Annotated in this window: 16 protein-coding genes; 7 read left to right on the top strand and 9 right to left on the bottom strand. The window is 36.4% G+C overall.

The features are described 5' to 3' along the window. Positions 1-82: 82 nt before the first annotated feature. Positions 83-628: a GNAT family N-acetyltransferase gene (locus WAE64_RS24525; protein WP_340240808.1), complete on the bottom strand. Its 546-nt coding sequence runs from the start codon at positions 626-628 to the stop codon at positions 83-85. Between the two features lie 49 nt (positions 629-677). On the opposite strand from WAE64_RS24525, the gene WAE64_RS24520 reads away from it, so the two are divergent. Continuing rightward, positions 678-1,322 (top strand): hypothetical protein, encoded by a 645-nt coding sequence (locus WAE64_RS24520; protein WP_340240806.1) that lies wholly within the window; start codon positions 678-680, stop codon positions 1,320-1,322. A 117-nt stretch (positions 1,323-1,439) separates the two neighbouring features. Here WAE64_RS24520 and WAE64_RS24515 read toward each other — a convergent pair whose 3' ends face one another. After that, positions 1,440-1,961 (bottom strand): GNAT family N-acetyltransferase, encoded by a 522-nt coding sequence (locus WAE64_RS24515; RefSeq protein WP_340240805.1) that lies wholly within the window; start codon positions 1,959-1,961, stop codon positions 1,440-1,442. Between the two features lie 302 nt (positions 1,962-2,263). Between WAE64_RS24515 and WAE64_RS24510 the strand changes: the two genes are divergently transcribed. The 3 genes from WAE64_RS24510 (at position 2,264) to WAE64_RS24500 (ending at position 7,801) form a co-directional block, all read left to right on the top strand. Continuing rightward, on the top strand, positions 2,264-4,135 hold the full coding sequence (locus WAE64_RS24510) for a site-specific DNA-methyltransferase (protein ID WP_340240803.1): 1,872 nt from the start codon (positions 2,264-2,266) through the stop codon (positions 4,133-4,135). Between the two features lies 1 nt (position 4,136). Further along, entirely contained in the window at positions 4,137-6,929 is a 2,793-nt protein-coding gene (locus tag WAE64_RS24505) for a restriction endonuclease (protein WP_340240799.1), read from the top strand. A gap of 155 nt (positions 6,930-7,084) precedes the next feature. Continuing rightward, positions 7,085-7,801: a 3-keto-disaccharide hydrolase gene (locus WAE64_RS24500; RefSeq protein WP_340240797.1), complete on the top strand. Its 717-nt coding sequence runs from the start codon at positions 7,085-7,087 to the stop codon at positions 7,799-7,801. Positions 7,802-7,808: 7 nt separating this feature from the next. Here WAE64_RS24500 and WAE64_RS24495 read toward each other — a convergent pair whose 3' ends face one another. Further along, positions 7,809-8,441 (bottom strand): NAD(P)-dependent oxidoreductase, encoded by a 633-nt coding sequence (locus WAE64_RS24495; protein WP_340240795.1) that lies wholly within the window; start codon positions 8,439-8,441, stop codon positions 7,809-7,811. 104 nt (positions 8,442-8,545) lie between these two features. Here WAE64_RS24495 and WAE64_RS24490 point away from each other — a divergent pair, with 104 nt between their 5' ends. Further along, positions 8,546-8,926, top strand: a complete 381-nt coding sequence (locus tag WAE64_RS24490) for a winged helix-turn-helix transcriptional regulator (protein WP_340240793.1) — start codon at positions 8,546-8,548, stop codon at positions 8,924-8,926. A gap of 1,043 nt (positions 8,927-9,969) precedes the next feature. Continuing rightward, a complete protein-coding gene (locus WAE64_RS24485; protein ID WP_340240792.1) occupies positions 9,970-10,215 on the top strand; it encodes a hypothetical protein in 246 nt (81 codons plus the stop codon). A gap of 150 nt (positions 10,216-10,365) precedes the next feature. Here the strand turns inward: WAE64_RS24485 and WAE64_RS24480 are convergent, their stop codons facing one another. The 5 genes from WAE64_RS24480 to WAE64_RS24460 all read right to left on the bottom strand — a co-directional run bounded on the left by WAE64_RS24480 (position 10,366) and on the right by WAE64_RS24460 (position 14,227). Further along, positions 10,366-11,280, bottom strand: a complete 915-nt coding sequence (locus WAE64_RS24480) for a hypothetical protein (protein ID WP_340240790.1) — start codon at positions 11,278-11,280, stop codon at positions 10,366-10,368. A 112-nt stretch (positions 11,281-11,392) separates the two neighbouring features. Continuing rightward, positions 11,393-11,785, bottom strand: coding sequence for a hypothetical protein (locus WAE64_RS24475; RefSeq protein ID WP_340240788.1), 393 nt, complete (start codon positions 11,783-11,785; stop codon positions 11,393-11,395). 260 nt (positions 11,786-12,045) lie between these two features. After that, positions 12,046-12,804, bottom strand: a complete 759-nt coding sequence (gene bla, locus WAE64_RS24470) for a subclass B1 metallo-beta-lactamase (protein WP_340240787.1) — start codon at positions 12,802-12,804, stop codon at positions 12,046-12,048. Between the two features lie 148 nt (positions 12,805-12,952). Next, on the bottom strand, positions 12,953-13,399 hold the full coding sequence (locus WAE64_RS24465; RefSeq protein WP_340240785.1) for a hypothetical protein: 447 nt from the start codon (positions 13,397-13,399) through the stop codon (positions 12,953-12,955). Positions 13,400-13,525: 126 nt separating this feature from the next. Further along, positions 13,526-14,227 (bottom strand): carbon-nitrogen hydrolase family protein, encoded by a 702-nt coding sequence (locus WAE64_RS24460; protein WP_340240783.1) that lies wholly within the window; start codon positions 14,225-14,227, stop codon positions 13,526-13,528. 231 nt (positions 14,228-14,458) lie between these two features. Between WAE64_RS24460 and WAE64_RS24455 the strand changes: the two genes are divergently transcribed. Then, on the top strand, positions 14,459-16,717 hold the full coding sequence (locus WAE64_RS24455) for a TonB-dependent receptor (protein ID WP_340240781.1): 2,259 nt from the start codon (positions 14,459-14,461) through the stop codon (positions 16,715-16,717). A gap of 110 nt (positions 16,718-16,827) precedes the next feature. Here WAE64_RS24455 and WAE64_RS24805 read toward each other — a convergent pair. Further along, on the bottom strand, positions 16,828-16,993 hold a 166-nt coding region (locus tag WAE64_RS24805), incomplete at its 5' end, for a 3-coathanger stack domain-containing protein (RefSeq protein ID WP_422706514.1).

Genomic DNA, 16,993 nt, shown 5'->3' with positions numbered 1-16,993 from the left:
GAATTTTACAGAATCAGACTCAGTAGTATGCTATGTATATATTCGCAAACAAAAAATAGAGATGAGATTTCAGTATTTAAACCTAAGGCTGAATATCAAAACTCATAAAAATAGCTACTTCTTCGGCATTTTCACCATCATATAGTTTCTGATTAATACCAGTTATTTTAAAGCCTTGTTTCAGATAAAACTCTATGGCTGGCACATTGGTATTTTGCGTTTCGAGCTCAACCACACGGCAAGCACATTCTTTAGCTTTGTTTTTAATAGCTTGTATCAGTTGTTTGCCAATGCCTTTATTGCGGTATTTTTCAGCAATCAGAAAATTATCAATATATATTGTATTATTCCAGTTTCGGTAATCGCATATTGCCCAGGCTATCAGCTCATCGTTTTCGTAAGCCCCAAACGAATACTCAGTATAGATAATGGCATTCAGGTCGGCAATATCGTCTTCGTTTATATGCCAGGTTTTGTAGTAGCTTTTTTCAACCTTTTCCATCATAAAACTGAAACCTGATTCAGTTTCTATGGTCTTTATCTCAAAAATATGGCTTGTTGTGTAGCCATTATGGCCCCAGTTGATAGTTGGATTGTTTTTTACTCTTGTTAGTGGTTTAATGTACATATTTTATTAATTTCGGCAAATTAAAGTCCTTTACCGTTCTACTTTATTAATGCGAATATTTATTTGTTTTACGCTGATGATTGCTTTTGCTTGCACACGGTTTCAAAGCGCCAAAGTTAAGCAAGAAGATACATTTAACCTTCAAATTATTGATGCTCATTTCCCATTGACACTACAAGGCTTTAATTGGCAAAAGTCAAAAAATCATGTAAGTCTTAACGATGAAGTCGAAAATAAGATTGAGAGCACAATCAAAAACTTCTACAAAGAAAACGCTCTTCCTGATAGTTTAATAGTAAGTCATTACTTAGCTACCATCAGATTAAGAGATAGTTTACATACTGTATTTCTCATATTACTAAAATTCCCATATACCTCAAACATAAATGGCAAGCTACTATTTTATGACAATGTAGAAAAGGCTTTTTCATCTGAAATATTAGATTATAACATTTTTGCTATGCATACTACTAAAGATGGAAAGTTCTTAGAGTCGAAATTAAAAAAACGGTTCAATCTTAAAACTCCAGAAATACAATTGATAGACTTTAATAATGATGGAGACACGGATTTTGAATTTACCAGATTAATCCACAATGGCACATTCAATGCTATTCAAAGCACCATAATCGGTATAAAAAATTTAAAAATAGACACGCTAAGTTATAAAGAAGTAATAATTGAGCCAAAATAAAATTACAAAGCCTGTTTTTGAGTAAAAAGGCGTAGTATATCGAAACAATATTGTAGCTTTTGTACTTGCTTTAATAGCTTGTATAAAACAAGATATTCAAAAGATATAATACAGTACCTATCCAATTGCCACGCCATAAACTTTATTATAAATCTCACTTTTTACGGCATCAAGTTCAATCGAATCAGTAGCCATCAAGTATAGATTTATGCTCTTTTTAGCGGCATCGTAAGCCGGCTGTATATAATCAGGGTCGGCAATACGAAAGCCATTTCGTTCGTAGAATTCTATACGCTTTTTGGCTATTATACCCATTGAGGGCGGCTCTGTTTCTAAAACCAATACATTATATTCGTTTTTTAGAATCTCAAGTGCCCTTGCGCCTATACCGGTACTTCTGAATATCTGATATATTTCAAAAAACTCAACAAACAAAAAATTACTCATAGGCCACGTAACAAAATAGCCCATTGGGTTGTCGTTTCTATAAATTCCGAAAATTCGGGTGTGTTCGTTTTCAAACAAAGCATAAAACTGGTGTTCGTTTCTCTGCTCGTCAATCGGGAATGTCAGGCGGTATTGACTATAAATAAATTCCCACTCCTCCCTTGGCGCATTTTTAAGGTCCCTGAAATGCATAACTGTGTCATCTTAAAGTGGTAAAAAATGCTAATATACAAGCATTAGTATAATATAAAAATATTCATAATCCTATTTTAATAAATATTATTAAACGTCAAAAGCACAATTGTCGTAAAAATCAAGTTTGGAAAATATTGACACAAAAAGGTACCGATAAATAGTTTCTTCTTTCATTTGCTAATTTTTATTCTAATTATAGCGTTCCCATTACTCACTTATACAGCTTCTTAATCGTACCAAGCATAGGAATTTAACTTATATCTAATAAAACACCCTAAATACTCTATAACCTAATTGCTATGGACGGCCTTTCGCTTGATATTGCTGAAGATAAAATTCAGCAACTTAAAAACTTATTCCCTGAAGTCTTCAAAGAAGCAAAAATTGACTTTAAACAATTAAGAGCCATACTTGGTGATTTTGTAGCTACTCCTACCGAAGAGCGTTACGGTATATCATGGGCTGGTAAATATGAGGCTTTTAAAGAAATTCAGAAACAAACTTATGCAACATTAAGTCCTATCGACCCCAAAGATGAAAACTGGAATAACTCTGAAAATATTTTTATTGAAGGCGAAAACCTTGAAGTACTACGTATACTTCAGAAATCATATTATGGAAAAGTAAAAATGATATACATTGATCCGCCATATAACACTGGCAATGACACATTTGTATATCCTGACGATTTTACTGAGCGACAAACTGAGTACCGCCAGAGAGCAGGTATCACAAACGACAGTGGTTTTTTAAATAAGCAAGACCTTATAAAGAAAAACACAAAAGAAAATGGACATTTTCATTCCGCTTGGCTTTCAATGATGTATCCACGACTTTATTTAGCCAAGAACTTGTTAAAAGAAGATGGGGTAATTTTTATTTCTATTGATGATAATGAGCAAACAAATCTTAAACTCTTGATGGATGAGATTTTTGGAGGAGAGAATTTTATAACTAACATAATTTGGGAGAAAAATTTCTCACCTAAAAATGATTCGAAGTATTTATCCGAAAATCATGACTTTATTTTAATTTATTGCAAAAATAAGGAAATGTGGAGACCGTCCCTTCTCCCTAGAAGTGATGAAGCAAATGCACGATATTCAAACCCAGATAATGATGAAAGAGGAAACTGGACTAGTGGTGATTTGTCCGTAAAAACTTATTCAGAATACTACGATTATTCAATAATAACACCTTCAGGTCGTATAGTCAACCCTCCTAAAGGAAGTTGCTGGCGTATATCAAAAGAAAAATTTTCCGAATTAATAAAAGATAATAGAATTTGGTTTGGTGATAAAGGAGAAAACACACCTAGATTAAAACGTTTTTTATCAGAAGTTAAAGATGGAATAACACCATTAACAATTTGGAAAAGAACTGAAGTTGGAGATAATCAAGATGCAAAAAGAGAAATTAGAGAAATTTTCAATGATGTAAGTTATTTTGATACCCCTAAACCAACTCGTTTAATTAAAAGAATTTTACAAATAAGTACAAATAAAGATGATAACCATATAATCCTTGACTTCTTCGCAGGTAGTTGTACAACTGCCCATGCTGTTTTAGAATTAAATAAAGAAGATGGTGGAAATCGGAAGTTTATCTGTGTTCAAATGCCTGAAAAGCTAGAAGAAAAAAGTGAAGCCTATCAGGCGGGATATAGAAATATAGCTGATATAGGGAAAGCACGCATTGAAAAAGTGATTGAAAATATAAGAAACGCTAATAACATTACTCCTGATTTTGATTCCAGTAAGCAAGATTTTGGTTTCCGAAGTTTTCAATTACAACATTCTAATTTCAGACAATGGCAAACAGATTTGAAAGATAAAGGTCAAATCCTGAATCAACTCGAGGTATTTACTAATCCTATCCTTGATAATGCTACTCTTGAAAATATGCTTATAGAACTAGTTTTAAAGTCAGGATTTCCACTTACTACTACTATAATAACTCATCAAGCCGGAGAAGGACAATTCTATTATTTGCCTGAATACAAAATTTGTATAGCCCTAGCAGGGTTCGGGAATGACACTCGTTTAAAAATAAGGAATTTACAACCTTTACAAGCCATTATACTCAACAATCTCTTCTACAATAATGATGAACTGATGGCCAATACACAATTAGAGTTTAAAGACGCTGGTATTAAACTAACTGTAATCTAAAATGAAACTACAATTTGATGGAGGACAAACCTACCAGCTTAATGCAATTCAGACTGTTATTGATATATTCAAAGGGCAACCACTTGCTAAAGGGAATTTCGAGCTGAGCTTTGCCATGGAAAAAAGCAGTATAAGCTATACCGAAAAAGGTATCGGAAATCAATTAATACTTAGTAGAGAGCATATTTTACAAAACGTCCTGGCTATTCAGACAGCAAACGAAATTTCGGTCTCTGATGCATTAGAGCCTTGCATTTTTCAGGCAATTGATGAGACTTATCATCAAATAGATCTAAATTTTACTATTGAAATGGAAACCGGCACAGGTAAAACATACACTTACCTTCGTACAATTTATGAATTGAATAGAGAATATGGTTTTAAGAAATTTGTTATTGTTGTACCATCAGTTGCAATTAGAGAAGGTGTCCTTAAGAATCTAAACATTACTCATGAGCATTTTCAGGGACTTTATAATAACCCACCCGTTAATGCTAAAGTGTATGACAGCGGAAAACTTACAGAATTGCGAAACTTTGCTACATCAAACGCCATCCAGATTTTAGTAATAAATATTGATAGTTTCACAAAAGACACCAATATTATTAATAAAAAGGGGGAGTTAGGCATAAAACCTATAGAATATATACAATCAACAAACCCCATTGTAATTGTTGATGAACCACAAAACATGGAAACTGATGTACGTAAAAATGCTATGTATAACCTTAACCCTCTGTGTGCGTTGCGTTATTCGGCTACTCATCGGAATCTTTATAATTTAGTTTATAATCTCAACCCTGTTCAAGCCTATGATTTGGGTCTAGTAAAACAAATACAGGTAGATGGAATTACCTCACAAGATAATTATAATACCCCTTATGTAGAGCTAAAAAGTATTTTGATAGGTAAAACTAACCTAAAGGCCAAAGTTGCTATTTATTCACAAGAGAAGTCAGGCGTACAATTACGTGAATTTAACATAGAGGTAGGCGATGACTTAGGTCTGCTTTCTAATGGCCGAGATATTTATAAAGATGGTTTCATACTAAATAGTATAAAGGCAACTGCAAATGAAATTGAATTTTCAAATGGTATAATTGTAAAGGTAGGCCAAATCAAAGGTGGTATCGCTGATGAGATTGTTAAATTTCAGATTGAACGAACGGTAAAACATCATTTTGAAAAAGAACATAGATACAGATTGCTAGGCAGTGGTGGTAACGGAGCCGTAAAAGTGTTGTCTTTGTTTTTTGTTGACAAAGTAGCTAATTACAGAAGCTACGACAATGAAGGTAACTCAATAAAAGGTCCTTATGCTATATGGTTTGAAGAAATATTCGACAAGTATGCTAAAAAATATCGACATCACTATGAGGGGAATCTATATGTTGATGCTCCCGCCGAAGAATTCTTTTCATCTACGAAAGTACACGAAACCGATATTCCATATCTTCATTCATCTAGAGTGCATAATGGGTATTTTTCTCAAGATAAAGCAAAAAAATGGGTAGATTCAAAAGAAAAAAACACCAAGGCAGACGATGACACCTACAACCTGATAATGAAAGATAAGGAACGACTACTAAGTTTTGAAGAACCTTTAAGATTTATTTTCTCACATTCAGCTCTACGAGAAGGTTGGGATAATCCTAATATTTTTCAGATTTGTACGCTCCGAGACACTAAAAGTGATATAAGTAAAAGACAAGAAATAGGAAGAGGTTTACGACTGTCGGTTGATAATACCGGAAATAGAGTAAAAGATAAAAATATAAATATACTTACTATTGTTGCCAATGAATCTTTTCATTCATTTTCCGAATCTCTACAGAAAGAAATTCAGATAGAAACGAGTGTCTCCTTTAAAAATAGGCTTACAGATGCAAATGCGGATAAAAGAAAAGTAAAACCGAGTAAAGAGTTAACAAGAGAAAACTTTCCGTTGTTTTTCGATATATGGGAAAAAATAAATCATAAAACTTATTACCGTATACAACTCAATACAGAGACTCTTATAGCAAATACAGTGTCAGACTTGAAAGATTTCACTAAGATGTTACCCACTAAAACGCCTAAAATTGAATCACATACTTACCAATTAAAATATAGCGAACATGGGCTTCAAGGAAAGGCAGCGGATGTAGCTTATAAAAAAAGTGATGAAATACAGTATTCTATTCCAGATGTATTTGCTTATGTACAAAATCGGGTAGATATTACTCGATCGACAATTTTTGAAATTTTAAGACAATCAAACAGATATGAAGAGTTAGCCATAAATCCACAAATGTTTTTGGACAATTTTGTAGAAATCCTACAAAACAATCTTAGAAAATTGTTGGTTGATAAGGTCAAATATGAGCAAATTAATAATTCATACTATGAATTAAGTTTATTTGAGACTAAAGAAGTAGAAAAGTTCTTAAGTAAGTTATTTACCGTAGAAAGGTTAGAGAAGACATTATACAATTATATTCAAATTGAAAGCAACGTAGAAAGCGCTTTTGCTAAAGATTGTGAGATAGATTCTAATATAAAATTTTATTTCAAGCTTCCCAATGGGTTTAAAATTCCAACCCCTCTTGGAAGTTACAATCCAGATTGGGCTGTTGTATTTGAAAATGACAAAAAAGTATACTTTGTGGCTGAAACAAAAAGTACAATTGACCGCCAGCTTTTAAGAGGAGTTGAAGAAATGAAAATAAAATGTGGTAAGGAGCACTTTGCCGTTTTCAAAGATTTAGGCATCGAATACAAAGTTGTTACGGAGGCAAGTGAATTATATGCTTAATGACTCTATCTTAGATTGCTATTAACCTTAATAGTAATCTAAGATTGGAAATCTTCCACTAGCACTTCTACAATTACCTGTACACTTTCTCATTGCCTCTAATCCAAAAATAACTCTATCTTTGTCTTATTCAACCTTTAAATTACTACGACACAATGCGTACATTAACCTTATTACTACTACTTGGCTTGGTAGTTACACAAACCTATGCACAAAATACCCTTACGGCCGACGAAAAGAAAGCAGGCTGGAAGCTACTTTTCAACGGTAAAGACCTTAGCGGATGGCATGCTTATGGCGGCAAAGAAGTAGGCTCGGCATGGATAATTGAGCAAGGAGCTATTAAACTAAACGTGCCTGAAAGAGCAGGAAACAAAGCCAAAAACGGCGGCGATATTGTAACTGACGAAGAACTAAAAGGCGATTTTGAGCTGAAAGTTGAATGGAAAGTGAGCAAATTTGCCAATAGTGGTATATTTTTCTTTGTGAAAGAAGCACCCGAGTACAAAAATATGCATAATACAGGGCTAGAATTACAGGTGATTGACGACAAGATTTATGAAGGAACAGCCGAAAATACCCATAGAGCGAGCGATTTCTTTGGAGTAGCCAATGCCCGCCTGCGTGAGAGTAATCCGCAAGGAGAATGGAATCAGATTCATATTATTGTAAAAAAAGGAAAGTTAACCGTAACTCAGAATGGTTTTACGGTACAAGAACACGACCTGAACGGAAAAGACTGGAAAGAAAAAATTGGCAAAAGCGGCCTGGCAAAAGCCCCTATCGGAAAAGGCATTTATACCGGCCGCATTGGTTTGCAAGATTGGGGCAGCACTGTTTGGTATAGAAATATTAAACTCCTGAAGTTGTAAGCACTCATTACTGTTCCGACAAAGCCGGATACCTGAATAAGTCAATCGGGTTTTCGGCTTGTCGTACCAGATAATCGGCTACATCTGACCTGCTGATACTGCCTATATTTACCCCTTTAAACAGACGGTTTTCTACTCTGTATTCTTCGGTCAGCGGGCCGTCTGTTAGCCTACCCGGTCGGGCAATTACCCATCTCATGCCCGATGTTGCTATCGTTTCCTCCATTGCGGTTTTATCGGCATATACATCTTTTAGTAGTAGCCAAAACAGAATCCGCATAATAAGGCTATTATATTTAGCACTATTACCTGCGCCAAAACCTGTAAGCACAATCACCGGAATACTCAATTTTTTGGCTTTGTGTATCTCTAGCAACAAGCGGGCAAAATCAGAATACAAAGTAGTTGGTTTTCGGCTTTGTCCTGTGCCGAGGGTTACAATCAAGGCATCGGTTCCGCTTATCGACCGCACAACATCTTCTTTCTTGGTAGCGTCACCTTTTAGTTTAATCAGATTAGGGTGCTCAGGTAATTGCACTTCGGAGCGTGAAAGAGTGATTACCTGATGGTTTCTTTCTAAAGCTCTTTTGACAGTTTCTAAGCCTAAACCCGATGAAGCACCAATAATCGTGATATTCATTACCCAAATCCAATTGTTTTAGGCAAAGGTATATCGGTGCTAAATAAATTATATTAAATTGGCTCAAAAAACCGATATACTTTAGGATACTACTTAAGCCTACCATGAGAAACAAACAAAAACAAGGACAATTACGTGATGTACAAGATGTAATTGATATTATAGGCGGACGCTGGCGTGGAGCTATTTTGGCCAGCCTTTGCGATAAACCAAAGCGTTTTAATGAATTAAAGCGAGATTTAGGCGAAATTACGCCCCGTATTCTTACTAAAGAGCTCAAATACCTCGAAATGAATAAGTTGGTAAACCGTGAGGGTGATACCGCAAGTGTACTCTATAGCCTTACCGAGCATGGGCACTCGCTTGACCCACTGATTGGTGCTATTGTGATGTGGGGACAAAAACACCGCAAAGTAGTTTTAGCCGACGCCGAAACCAGCAAAGAAGCTAATATAGAAGGTTTTGAAGCCAAACAGGCTTCCTGAACATTAATTTTTAAGCTTGTTAGAACCAATATTGACTATAAAAATCTTAATAATAATCTAATCCTAATTCGTACAAACACGTACTTTAATTCGGACTAAAAAAGTACGTACGAACGTTCGAGTCTTTACTTAATTCGTACAAACACGTACTTTAATTCGGACTAAAAAAGTACGTACGAACGTTCGAGTCTTTACTTAATTCGTACAAACACGTACTTTAATTCGGACTAAAAAAGTACGTACGAACGTCCGAGTCTTTACTTAATTCGTACAAACACGTACTTTAATTCGTACTAAAAAAGTACGTACGAACGTCCGAGTCTTTACTTAATTCGTACAAACACGTACTTTAATTCGTACTAAAAAAGTACGTACGAACGTCCGAGTCTTTACTTAATTCGTACAAACACGTACTTTAATTCGTACTAAAAAAGTACGTACGAACGTGCGAGTCTTAATTGTAAGTTTCTATAGTCCTTATTCTATTATTTTTTTTATATATAATATATTAATATATGTATATACATTATATACTAAGGTATATAATAAAATATCCTAGTAATCCTTAAGATTAACTCGTTCGTACGTACTTTTTTAGTACGATTAAAGTACGTGTTTGTACGAATTTTGCATCTCTTGATTTTTCCTTAACATTAACTCGTTCGTACGTACTTTTTTAGTCCGAATTAAAGTACGTGCTTGTACGAATTTTGCATCACATACTTTCTCATTTCTCTATGCAGATTTCCCGCTTACTTACAGATTTATATTCTTGTTCTTTTCTGTAACCTTTCAGCAAAACCCAAGTAAGCATTAATAAATACTATGTTTTTTTTGCTCTACAGTTAAGACACAAAAAAACTAACTCTACACAACTTTATTGCACAACTCTTGTAGTAATCAAGAATATTTCAAGAAAAAATAATTCCAGATTAAACCTTTACAGATAAAGGTAGTCTAACTCTTTTTAAAAAAAAATTAATCTGAAATCATCGAAACATTTTGTACATTTGTCGCACTAACCTATTATTTGGTAGATAATTATGAACATAGCTTTACAAAGAAATGATATAAGGCATACTGTTGAAGAAGCACTAAAAAAAAGCGATATCCACTCTGAAGAAATAATCGATAATCAAGAAATAAGCAGCTTAGCTGTTTTAATTAATGAAACGGTTCTGGCCTCACAGTTGAATACTTTTATAAGTTTTATTCAGGAGCATAACTTGAAATGTACTACCAATACTTTTCCAGATATGAGCGTTACTTATATATCTGTGTTTCGGTAATTTTTGAATTTAGATTGAACCCTTTATTCACTTTTTCAAGATAAAATCTGCAAGCACCTCTTAATCTCTGAAGGATTATATTCAAAACTTATTTTCTGAATAAATCCTTCAAAAATCTGCCTTATTCCGGGCATCCTTATTTAACACTTCTTACAGTTTCCTATCCAGCCAATGAATGATATTCAACAAAAACTGAGCATTTTGGTTGCCGTGTAGGTGATTCATACCAACCTTCACTTTTTTAGGGCCTGATAATTGCGCCGAAAACATAGCTGCTTCGCCCATTACTACCAATCGGCCTTTGCCATAATTCATATAAGCGCCATTTACCAAATGCTGCCCCGACATTCTTGGCGTATTCTGTCCAAAAGCCCATGCTATTGGTGGCAATAGAATCTCGTAATCGTCGTTCATTTGTGTAATTACTGTTGCCTCTTTAGGCGCAATAAAGCCTTGTCCAGTAAAAACCATAAGCGAGTCAACAGCTTCATGTTTATTTCTGCCTTTTGTAATAACACTGTGCTTAAGATTATTTCTTTGGCTCGAAAACACCTCGGGCTTTTTGTCTTTCCGCATAGCAAAACCATCTATAAAATTAAAACCAAAAGCCTGCGAAAGCTGCGTTGCCTGCCCAGCAAAGGGCATGTGGTCGGCTATTAGCAGAAGGCTTCCGCCCGCTTCTACCCATTTTTTTACGGCCTCAATCTCTTTTTGGTCAAATGCCGATTTTGCAGGCAATTTCCATTCGGCACTACTATCGGGCATCGCATTGGCAATCACCAAAATCTTCATCATCGACAAATACCCATCACTAAATCTTTCGGTGCCGGGCTGCATCACATAGCCATCGCTCGACAGCAATTGCCCAAAAGGCGCATACCTACCCGACAGCGTATGGTAATTAAAATGTGCTTCGTCTAACACCAGCACCGAGCCTTTACCGGCTTCGTACATTGTTTCTTTAATGGTAAAATTATATTCCATGTCAGCCACTTGTTGTGCATGGGTAAGACTAATAGAAAACAGAAAAACAAGCAGAAAACCAGATAAAGTGAGTTGCTTCATTGTTGTTAGGTGATAAGTTTAGAGTAATTGATTAATAAAGGTCAGGGTTGCCTTTTGGGTATTATATAAAACAATCAGCCCCGAAGATAAGGAGCTGACTATAAACACGAATTTATTTTTTGGCTTTTATTACACTTCTTACTCCGCTACCATTTACGTAGTCGATAGAAAGTTCATTGTCTTTAATGAAGCCAATATTTTTACCATCTTCGTGGAGATTAATCTGGTCGCCTGATTTTTTCAGTTCAAATATACCCTCTTGTATATCCGAATCGTTGCGGAGCGTCAGGGTCATGAGGTAAGAAGAAGTTGCTTTATCGATAGGTGTAAGTTCTATCTTGAGTGAAGTACCGTCAGACGGCATGGTTTTGTTATTCACGCCATCGCCAAGCAGATAAACTTCATACACACCCTCTACATTTTTGGCTAAATTTGGAGCAAAAATACCAGTATCACCACACGACGACAGAGCAAAAACTAAAAACAGAACAAACAATTGTTTCATAAAAATAGTATAGGGAAGGTTTTTAAAAGCTGAAATATATCAAGGACTTATTCTTAAAACAAGTTATCCTTGGCGAAAATTGTGTTTGGCCCTACTTAATGTGTAATGCAGACACTTGTTAGGCACAAGTAAGACTTTTTGAGACTCCCTATCACTTGCATATATTCCTAAAAAACCGATGGCTCAGCCTAATTCTAAAATAAGTGATTGCAACCTATTTTAAAATCAGACTAAGCCACCGTTTTAACAGTTATTTTATCTTACTGCCCCTTAAACAACTTAATAGTATAATCCAATAATGGCTGGCCTCCACGGTCTCCATGACCCGGAATCACTATTTTTACATTTGGGTAAGCACTTTTAACTCTTTCAACCGTATTCGACCACTCTGCCACATTAGCATCGCCCAGATACCCTTTTGTAGCATCTACTTCTTTTATCAGACAACCGCCAAATAGCACGTTTTCGCTCGGGAAATAGCCAACTACATTATCTCTTGTGTGCCCTTCACCAAAAAACTTGGCAGTAATAATCTCCTTGCCCACTTTTAGCGTCAATGAATCATTAAAGGCGTTTTGGGGAACTGTGTATTTGTTTTCTTTGGCGAGTTCAACTGTTTTGGCATTGGCATAAGAAGCAATACCCTTATCATGAAAAGCTGCAAGCCCACCCAGACAATCGTTATGAAAATGGGTGGCAATAATGGCGTTTATTTTGCAATGCAACGATTCTGTTATCCACTTGATTAACTCTTCCGAAACTTTGTCGTTGGTTGGGGTGTCGAAAATAATTGTTTCATTTTTGCTTCTTACAATCAGGCCGTTGCAAGGCACATTTCCAAAATCGTTGGTTTGTAAGAAAGAGACATGTTCAAAAGAATTTTCGGCAATTTGGGTTACAATCAAATCTTTCGATTTGTAGACCTCTTTAGGCTTAAATGTTTTGTTTTTCTGAGCGTTAGCATTAAAAAATGTGATAGCGCATACCATCAGTAAGAGCGTTTTTGCAATAACTTTCATTTTGATTTTTATTAGGATTTACACGTACAATTATGCCACTTGGCACGGCACATCAAAGCTAATAAATTATCAATAATACGCCAAAAAGTATGTGTGGTATGTTGAAAATTGGTATTTATTTGGTTGGTTTGGGTTTTGTTTTTAAATTCTAAAAATCTTCATTTTTAGTAAAAGTTTCTCTAATTTTTCTTTCATAATCTTCTGAAAAATCAATAGCATCCTCAAAAAAAGAAAACATTAATGGCTTAAAACTAACACAAGAAAACAATATTCCTTTTTGCTTGTGTAGACTAAGTTTGTATAAGAACGGGAAAAATCGAATCTTTTTTATTGAAATGAAGTCTTGGGGCTCTATTTGATTTTTTAATATGAAATTAGTATAAAAAACTCTTTCGTCTATAATATAAATATCAAATAGAAAAAACTCTGGAATTGCGTAAAATATAAAAAAAGAGCCAATCATTAATTCCGCAATCACTCCTGTAAAATCTTTCCCAAAATCCAGAATACTAAAAAGAGCATAAGAAATGGCTATTACAAATAGCAAAAGTAATTTTCTACTTATTCCAGAAGCACCTATATATTTTTTTCTCATAGTTTTATTTTTTTCTAATCTGGCTCTAGAAATTTAATAGATATACTTCTATTAATTCCTAAACACTTGAAAGTTCTTTTGCAGCAGCATCTGACTGATAATTCTATTATCTATTAAAATTTCACATCAAACCTCCACCACCAATACCCCTTCACCCCTATTATCCAAATCAGCGACCAACTCTCCTTTCTCGTTCCAAAAGCCACTGCTACCTACACTTTCAAAATTATCATAATAGCCTACACAATTTACCATCAGCACGGGTATCTGGTATTGTTGGGCAATGCTTGGGTAATGTGCATAAGCTTTGGCTACACCCTTTTGCGATTTGGCTACACTTGCTAGATACGCCTTTGCGCCCATAGCATGAGCGTTTTGTATATGGTTACTTTGCAAAGATTCATAACAGATAGCCAAAGCAATTTTGTGTGTATCGGGCCATAGTATTACTTGCTCATTCCCTTCAATAAAATAAGGCAATTCATCGGCATGGAGTTGTTGCTTGGCATAGGTCAACAAAGGCTCATTAGGCTGAAAAACAAGCATCGAAATTGTGATACCCTCAGCCATTCTGATAGGCATACCTACACCAATCGTAATATTGTGCGCATCACTCATTTGCTGAAAAACCGCAAAGCGTATATCATCAGGCGTAGTAGCAATTGATTCCGCCAATTCAGGCTCATAGCCCGTCAGCGAAAGCTCAGGAAAGAACACTGCACCAGCTTTTTGTGCCAGAGCTTCATTTATTAAGCGCAGATGATTCTCAATATTAGCCTGAATGTCGCCTTTTATTGATTTTGTTTGTGCAAGTGCTATCCTCAACATGCCCCCGGCTCCTAAAGGTGTGTTAAAAAAATAAATACCAATCCCAAAAACAAATTTGTCAATTCCCCCTCTCCACTGTTGGCTAGGGGGTGAGGTTTCTTCCCCGAAAATAAAACTTCTTCCCCCAAAAACAAAATCAAATTTCTTTTGCCAAAAATAGTCTCTCCCGATTCGGGAAAAGTATAGTATTTTTGCATCAATCATCAACATTAATACGGCAAACAACATATTATGAATTTATTTAAACGTATACTTTTCTTAAAACTTTTAACAATTTCTACGGCATTTGCGCACTTGGGTACTATTGTGGGCAAAATTACCGATGCAAAAACCAAGCAGCCTATACGTGGTGCTAATGTTGTGCTTACAGGCCTGAATCGCGGCGCTATTTCTGACGACGCAGGGTATTTCCAAATCAACAACCTCTCGCCTGCGCCTTATACCGTTGAGGTATCTTTTATGGGTTATGTAGGGCAAACTCAATCGGTAATTGTAAAAGCCGACGAAGCCTCGGTTCTTAATTTTATACTCGCCAGCACCGAGGTCTCGCTGGAAGAAGTGCGGGTATCGGCCGCTAATCCGCAACACCAACAGGTAATATCAAGTCTGGATATTAAACTTCGCAATGTTAACAACTCGCAGGAAGTGCTACGCCTCATTCCCGGAGTAGTTATAGGCCAGCACGCCGGAGGTGGCAAGGCCGAGCAGATTTTTCTGCGTGGTTTTGATATTGACCACGGTACTGATATTCGGCTAACTGTTGACGGAATGCCTATTAACATGGTATCTCATGCGCATGGACAGGGTTATGCCGATGCCCATTTTATTATTCCCGAACTCATTGAAAGTGTCGATTTTAAAAAGGGTTTATACGATGCCGACAAGGGTAATTTTGCTACGGCAGGTTGGGCGAATTTCAGAACTAAATCGGTTTTAGACCAGAATTTTGTAAAAGCAGAAGCAGGACAGTTTAACACTTATCGGCTGGTAGGCGGAGCAAATATCTTAGGTAAGAAAGCACAGCAAAATAACCAGAATGCGTATCTAGCCGGAGAATACAATTATTCGGATGCTTATTTTGAAGCACCTCAATACTTCAATCGCCTGAATCTGCTTGGTAAATATCATGGACATTTAAGCACTAAAACCAATCTTAATTTTACGGCGTCGACCTTCTGGAGCAAGTGGGATGCCTCGGGGCAGATTCCTGACAGAGCCGTTGCTGATGGTACAATCGGCTTCTTTGGAGCCATTGACCCCAACGAGGGCGGGCAAACCAGCAGAACCAATCTGAATGCAGAATTTGTAACGCTTACCAAACATAACCACGTCTGGAAAAATCAGTTTTTCTATGGCAACTATAATTTTGAGCTTTTCTCTAACTTCACATTTTTTCTTGATGACCCTATCAATGGCGACCAGATTAAACAAAAAGAAGCCCGCAATCTGTGGGGTTATAATGGCAACTACTCAATTGCGCACGGCATCGGCACTAAGCAATCGACTTTTAATATTGGGGTAAATTACCGCCACGATGTAACAAACGATTCGGAGCTATCGCACACCAAAAACCGCAGCGAATTGCTTGAAGCCTATAAACTTGGTGATATTAATGAGGCCAACATAGGCATCTATGCCGACGAAAACATCCAGCTAAGCAGTCGCCTATCGGCAACCGTAGGTGTTCGTTTCGATTATTTTCATAACCAATACCTCGACCACCTGCAAGCCAATACCAAAAGCAAAGCAAAGGCATCAATAGTGTCGCCAAAGCTGAATTTGTATTATACACAAAATTCACGCCTACAATTTTATCTAAATCTGGGTAAGGGTTTCCACTCAAACGATACCCGTGCGGTAGTAGCCCAAAAGGGGCTTGATATTCTGCCACCTGCCTATGGCGCCGACTTCGGTACAACCTGGAAACCTTTCCCGAAATTGCTTATCAATGCCGCTTACTGGTATTTGTGGTTGCAACAAGAATTTGTCTATGTTGGCGATGCCGGAATTGTAGAACCTTCAGGCCAATCAGTTCGTAGTGGTTTCGATGTATCGGTGCGTTATCAACTTACCAAAAATCTCTTTGCTGATTTTGATGCAAACTGGGCTAAACCCCGTGCTGTTGGCGAAGCTGAAGGACAGAACTTCATACCATTAGCTGTAAAATTTACGAGCATTGGCGGTTTAACATTAAAAAACAAACATGGTTTTAGTGGAAGTCTGCGCTACCGTTTTGTAGGCGACCGCCCAGCCAACGAAGATGCCAGCATAATAGCCAAAGGCTATTTCGTGACTGACGCTCTGTTAAGTTATACCAAAAGCAAATTTACCTTAGGTTTAAACATTCAGAATTTATTAAATACCCGTTGGAAAGAAACCCAATTCGCCACCGAAAGTCGCCTGAGCAACGAGGCCGAGCCAGTAGAAGAAATACATTTCACACCCGGCACACCATTTAATGCAAGGGCGTTTTTGCAGGTGAGTTTTTAACCTCTGGCCAAGCATTGATAATTAAAAATATAGTATTGTTGCCATCAAAAAAGGGAGAATCAGCATTTATAATTACTGCCGATTCTCCCTTATAAGTATTAAATCTCCAATTAATTTGCACAAGCCTTTATTTCGGCCTTAAATACCGCTCCGGCTTTCACCTCAAAACCTGCGTTCAACACCACAGCATTACCTGCCTGATAATTTACCTGTGAATTTTCCAAAGCATTATTGGCGATAATAGTGCTACCTACTTTGTAAGTCTTCGACCCCGAA

It is taken from the genome of Emticicia soli, assembly GCF_037860775.1.
Taxonomy (GTDB): Bacteria; Bacteroidota; Bacteroidia; order Cytophagales; family Spirosomataceae; genus Emticicia; species Emticicia soli.
Note: the sequence above shows the minus strand (reverse complement) of the source record. Positions and strands in the feature narration are given on the sequence as shown.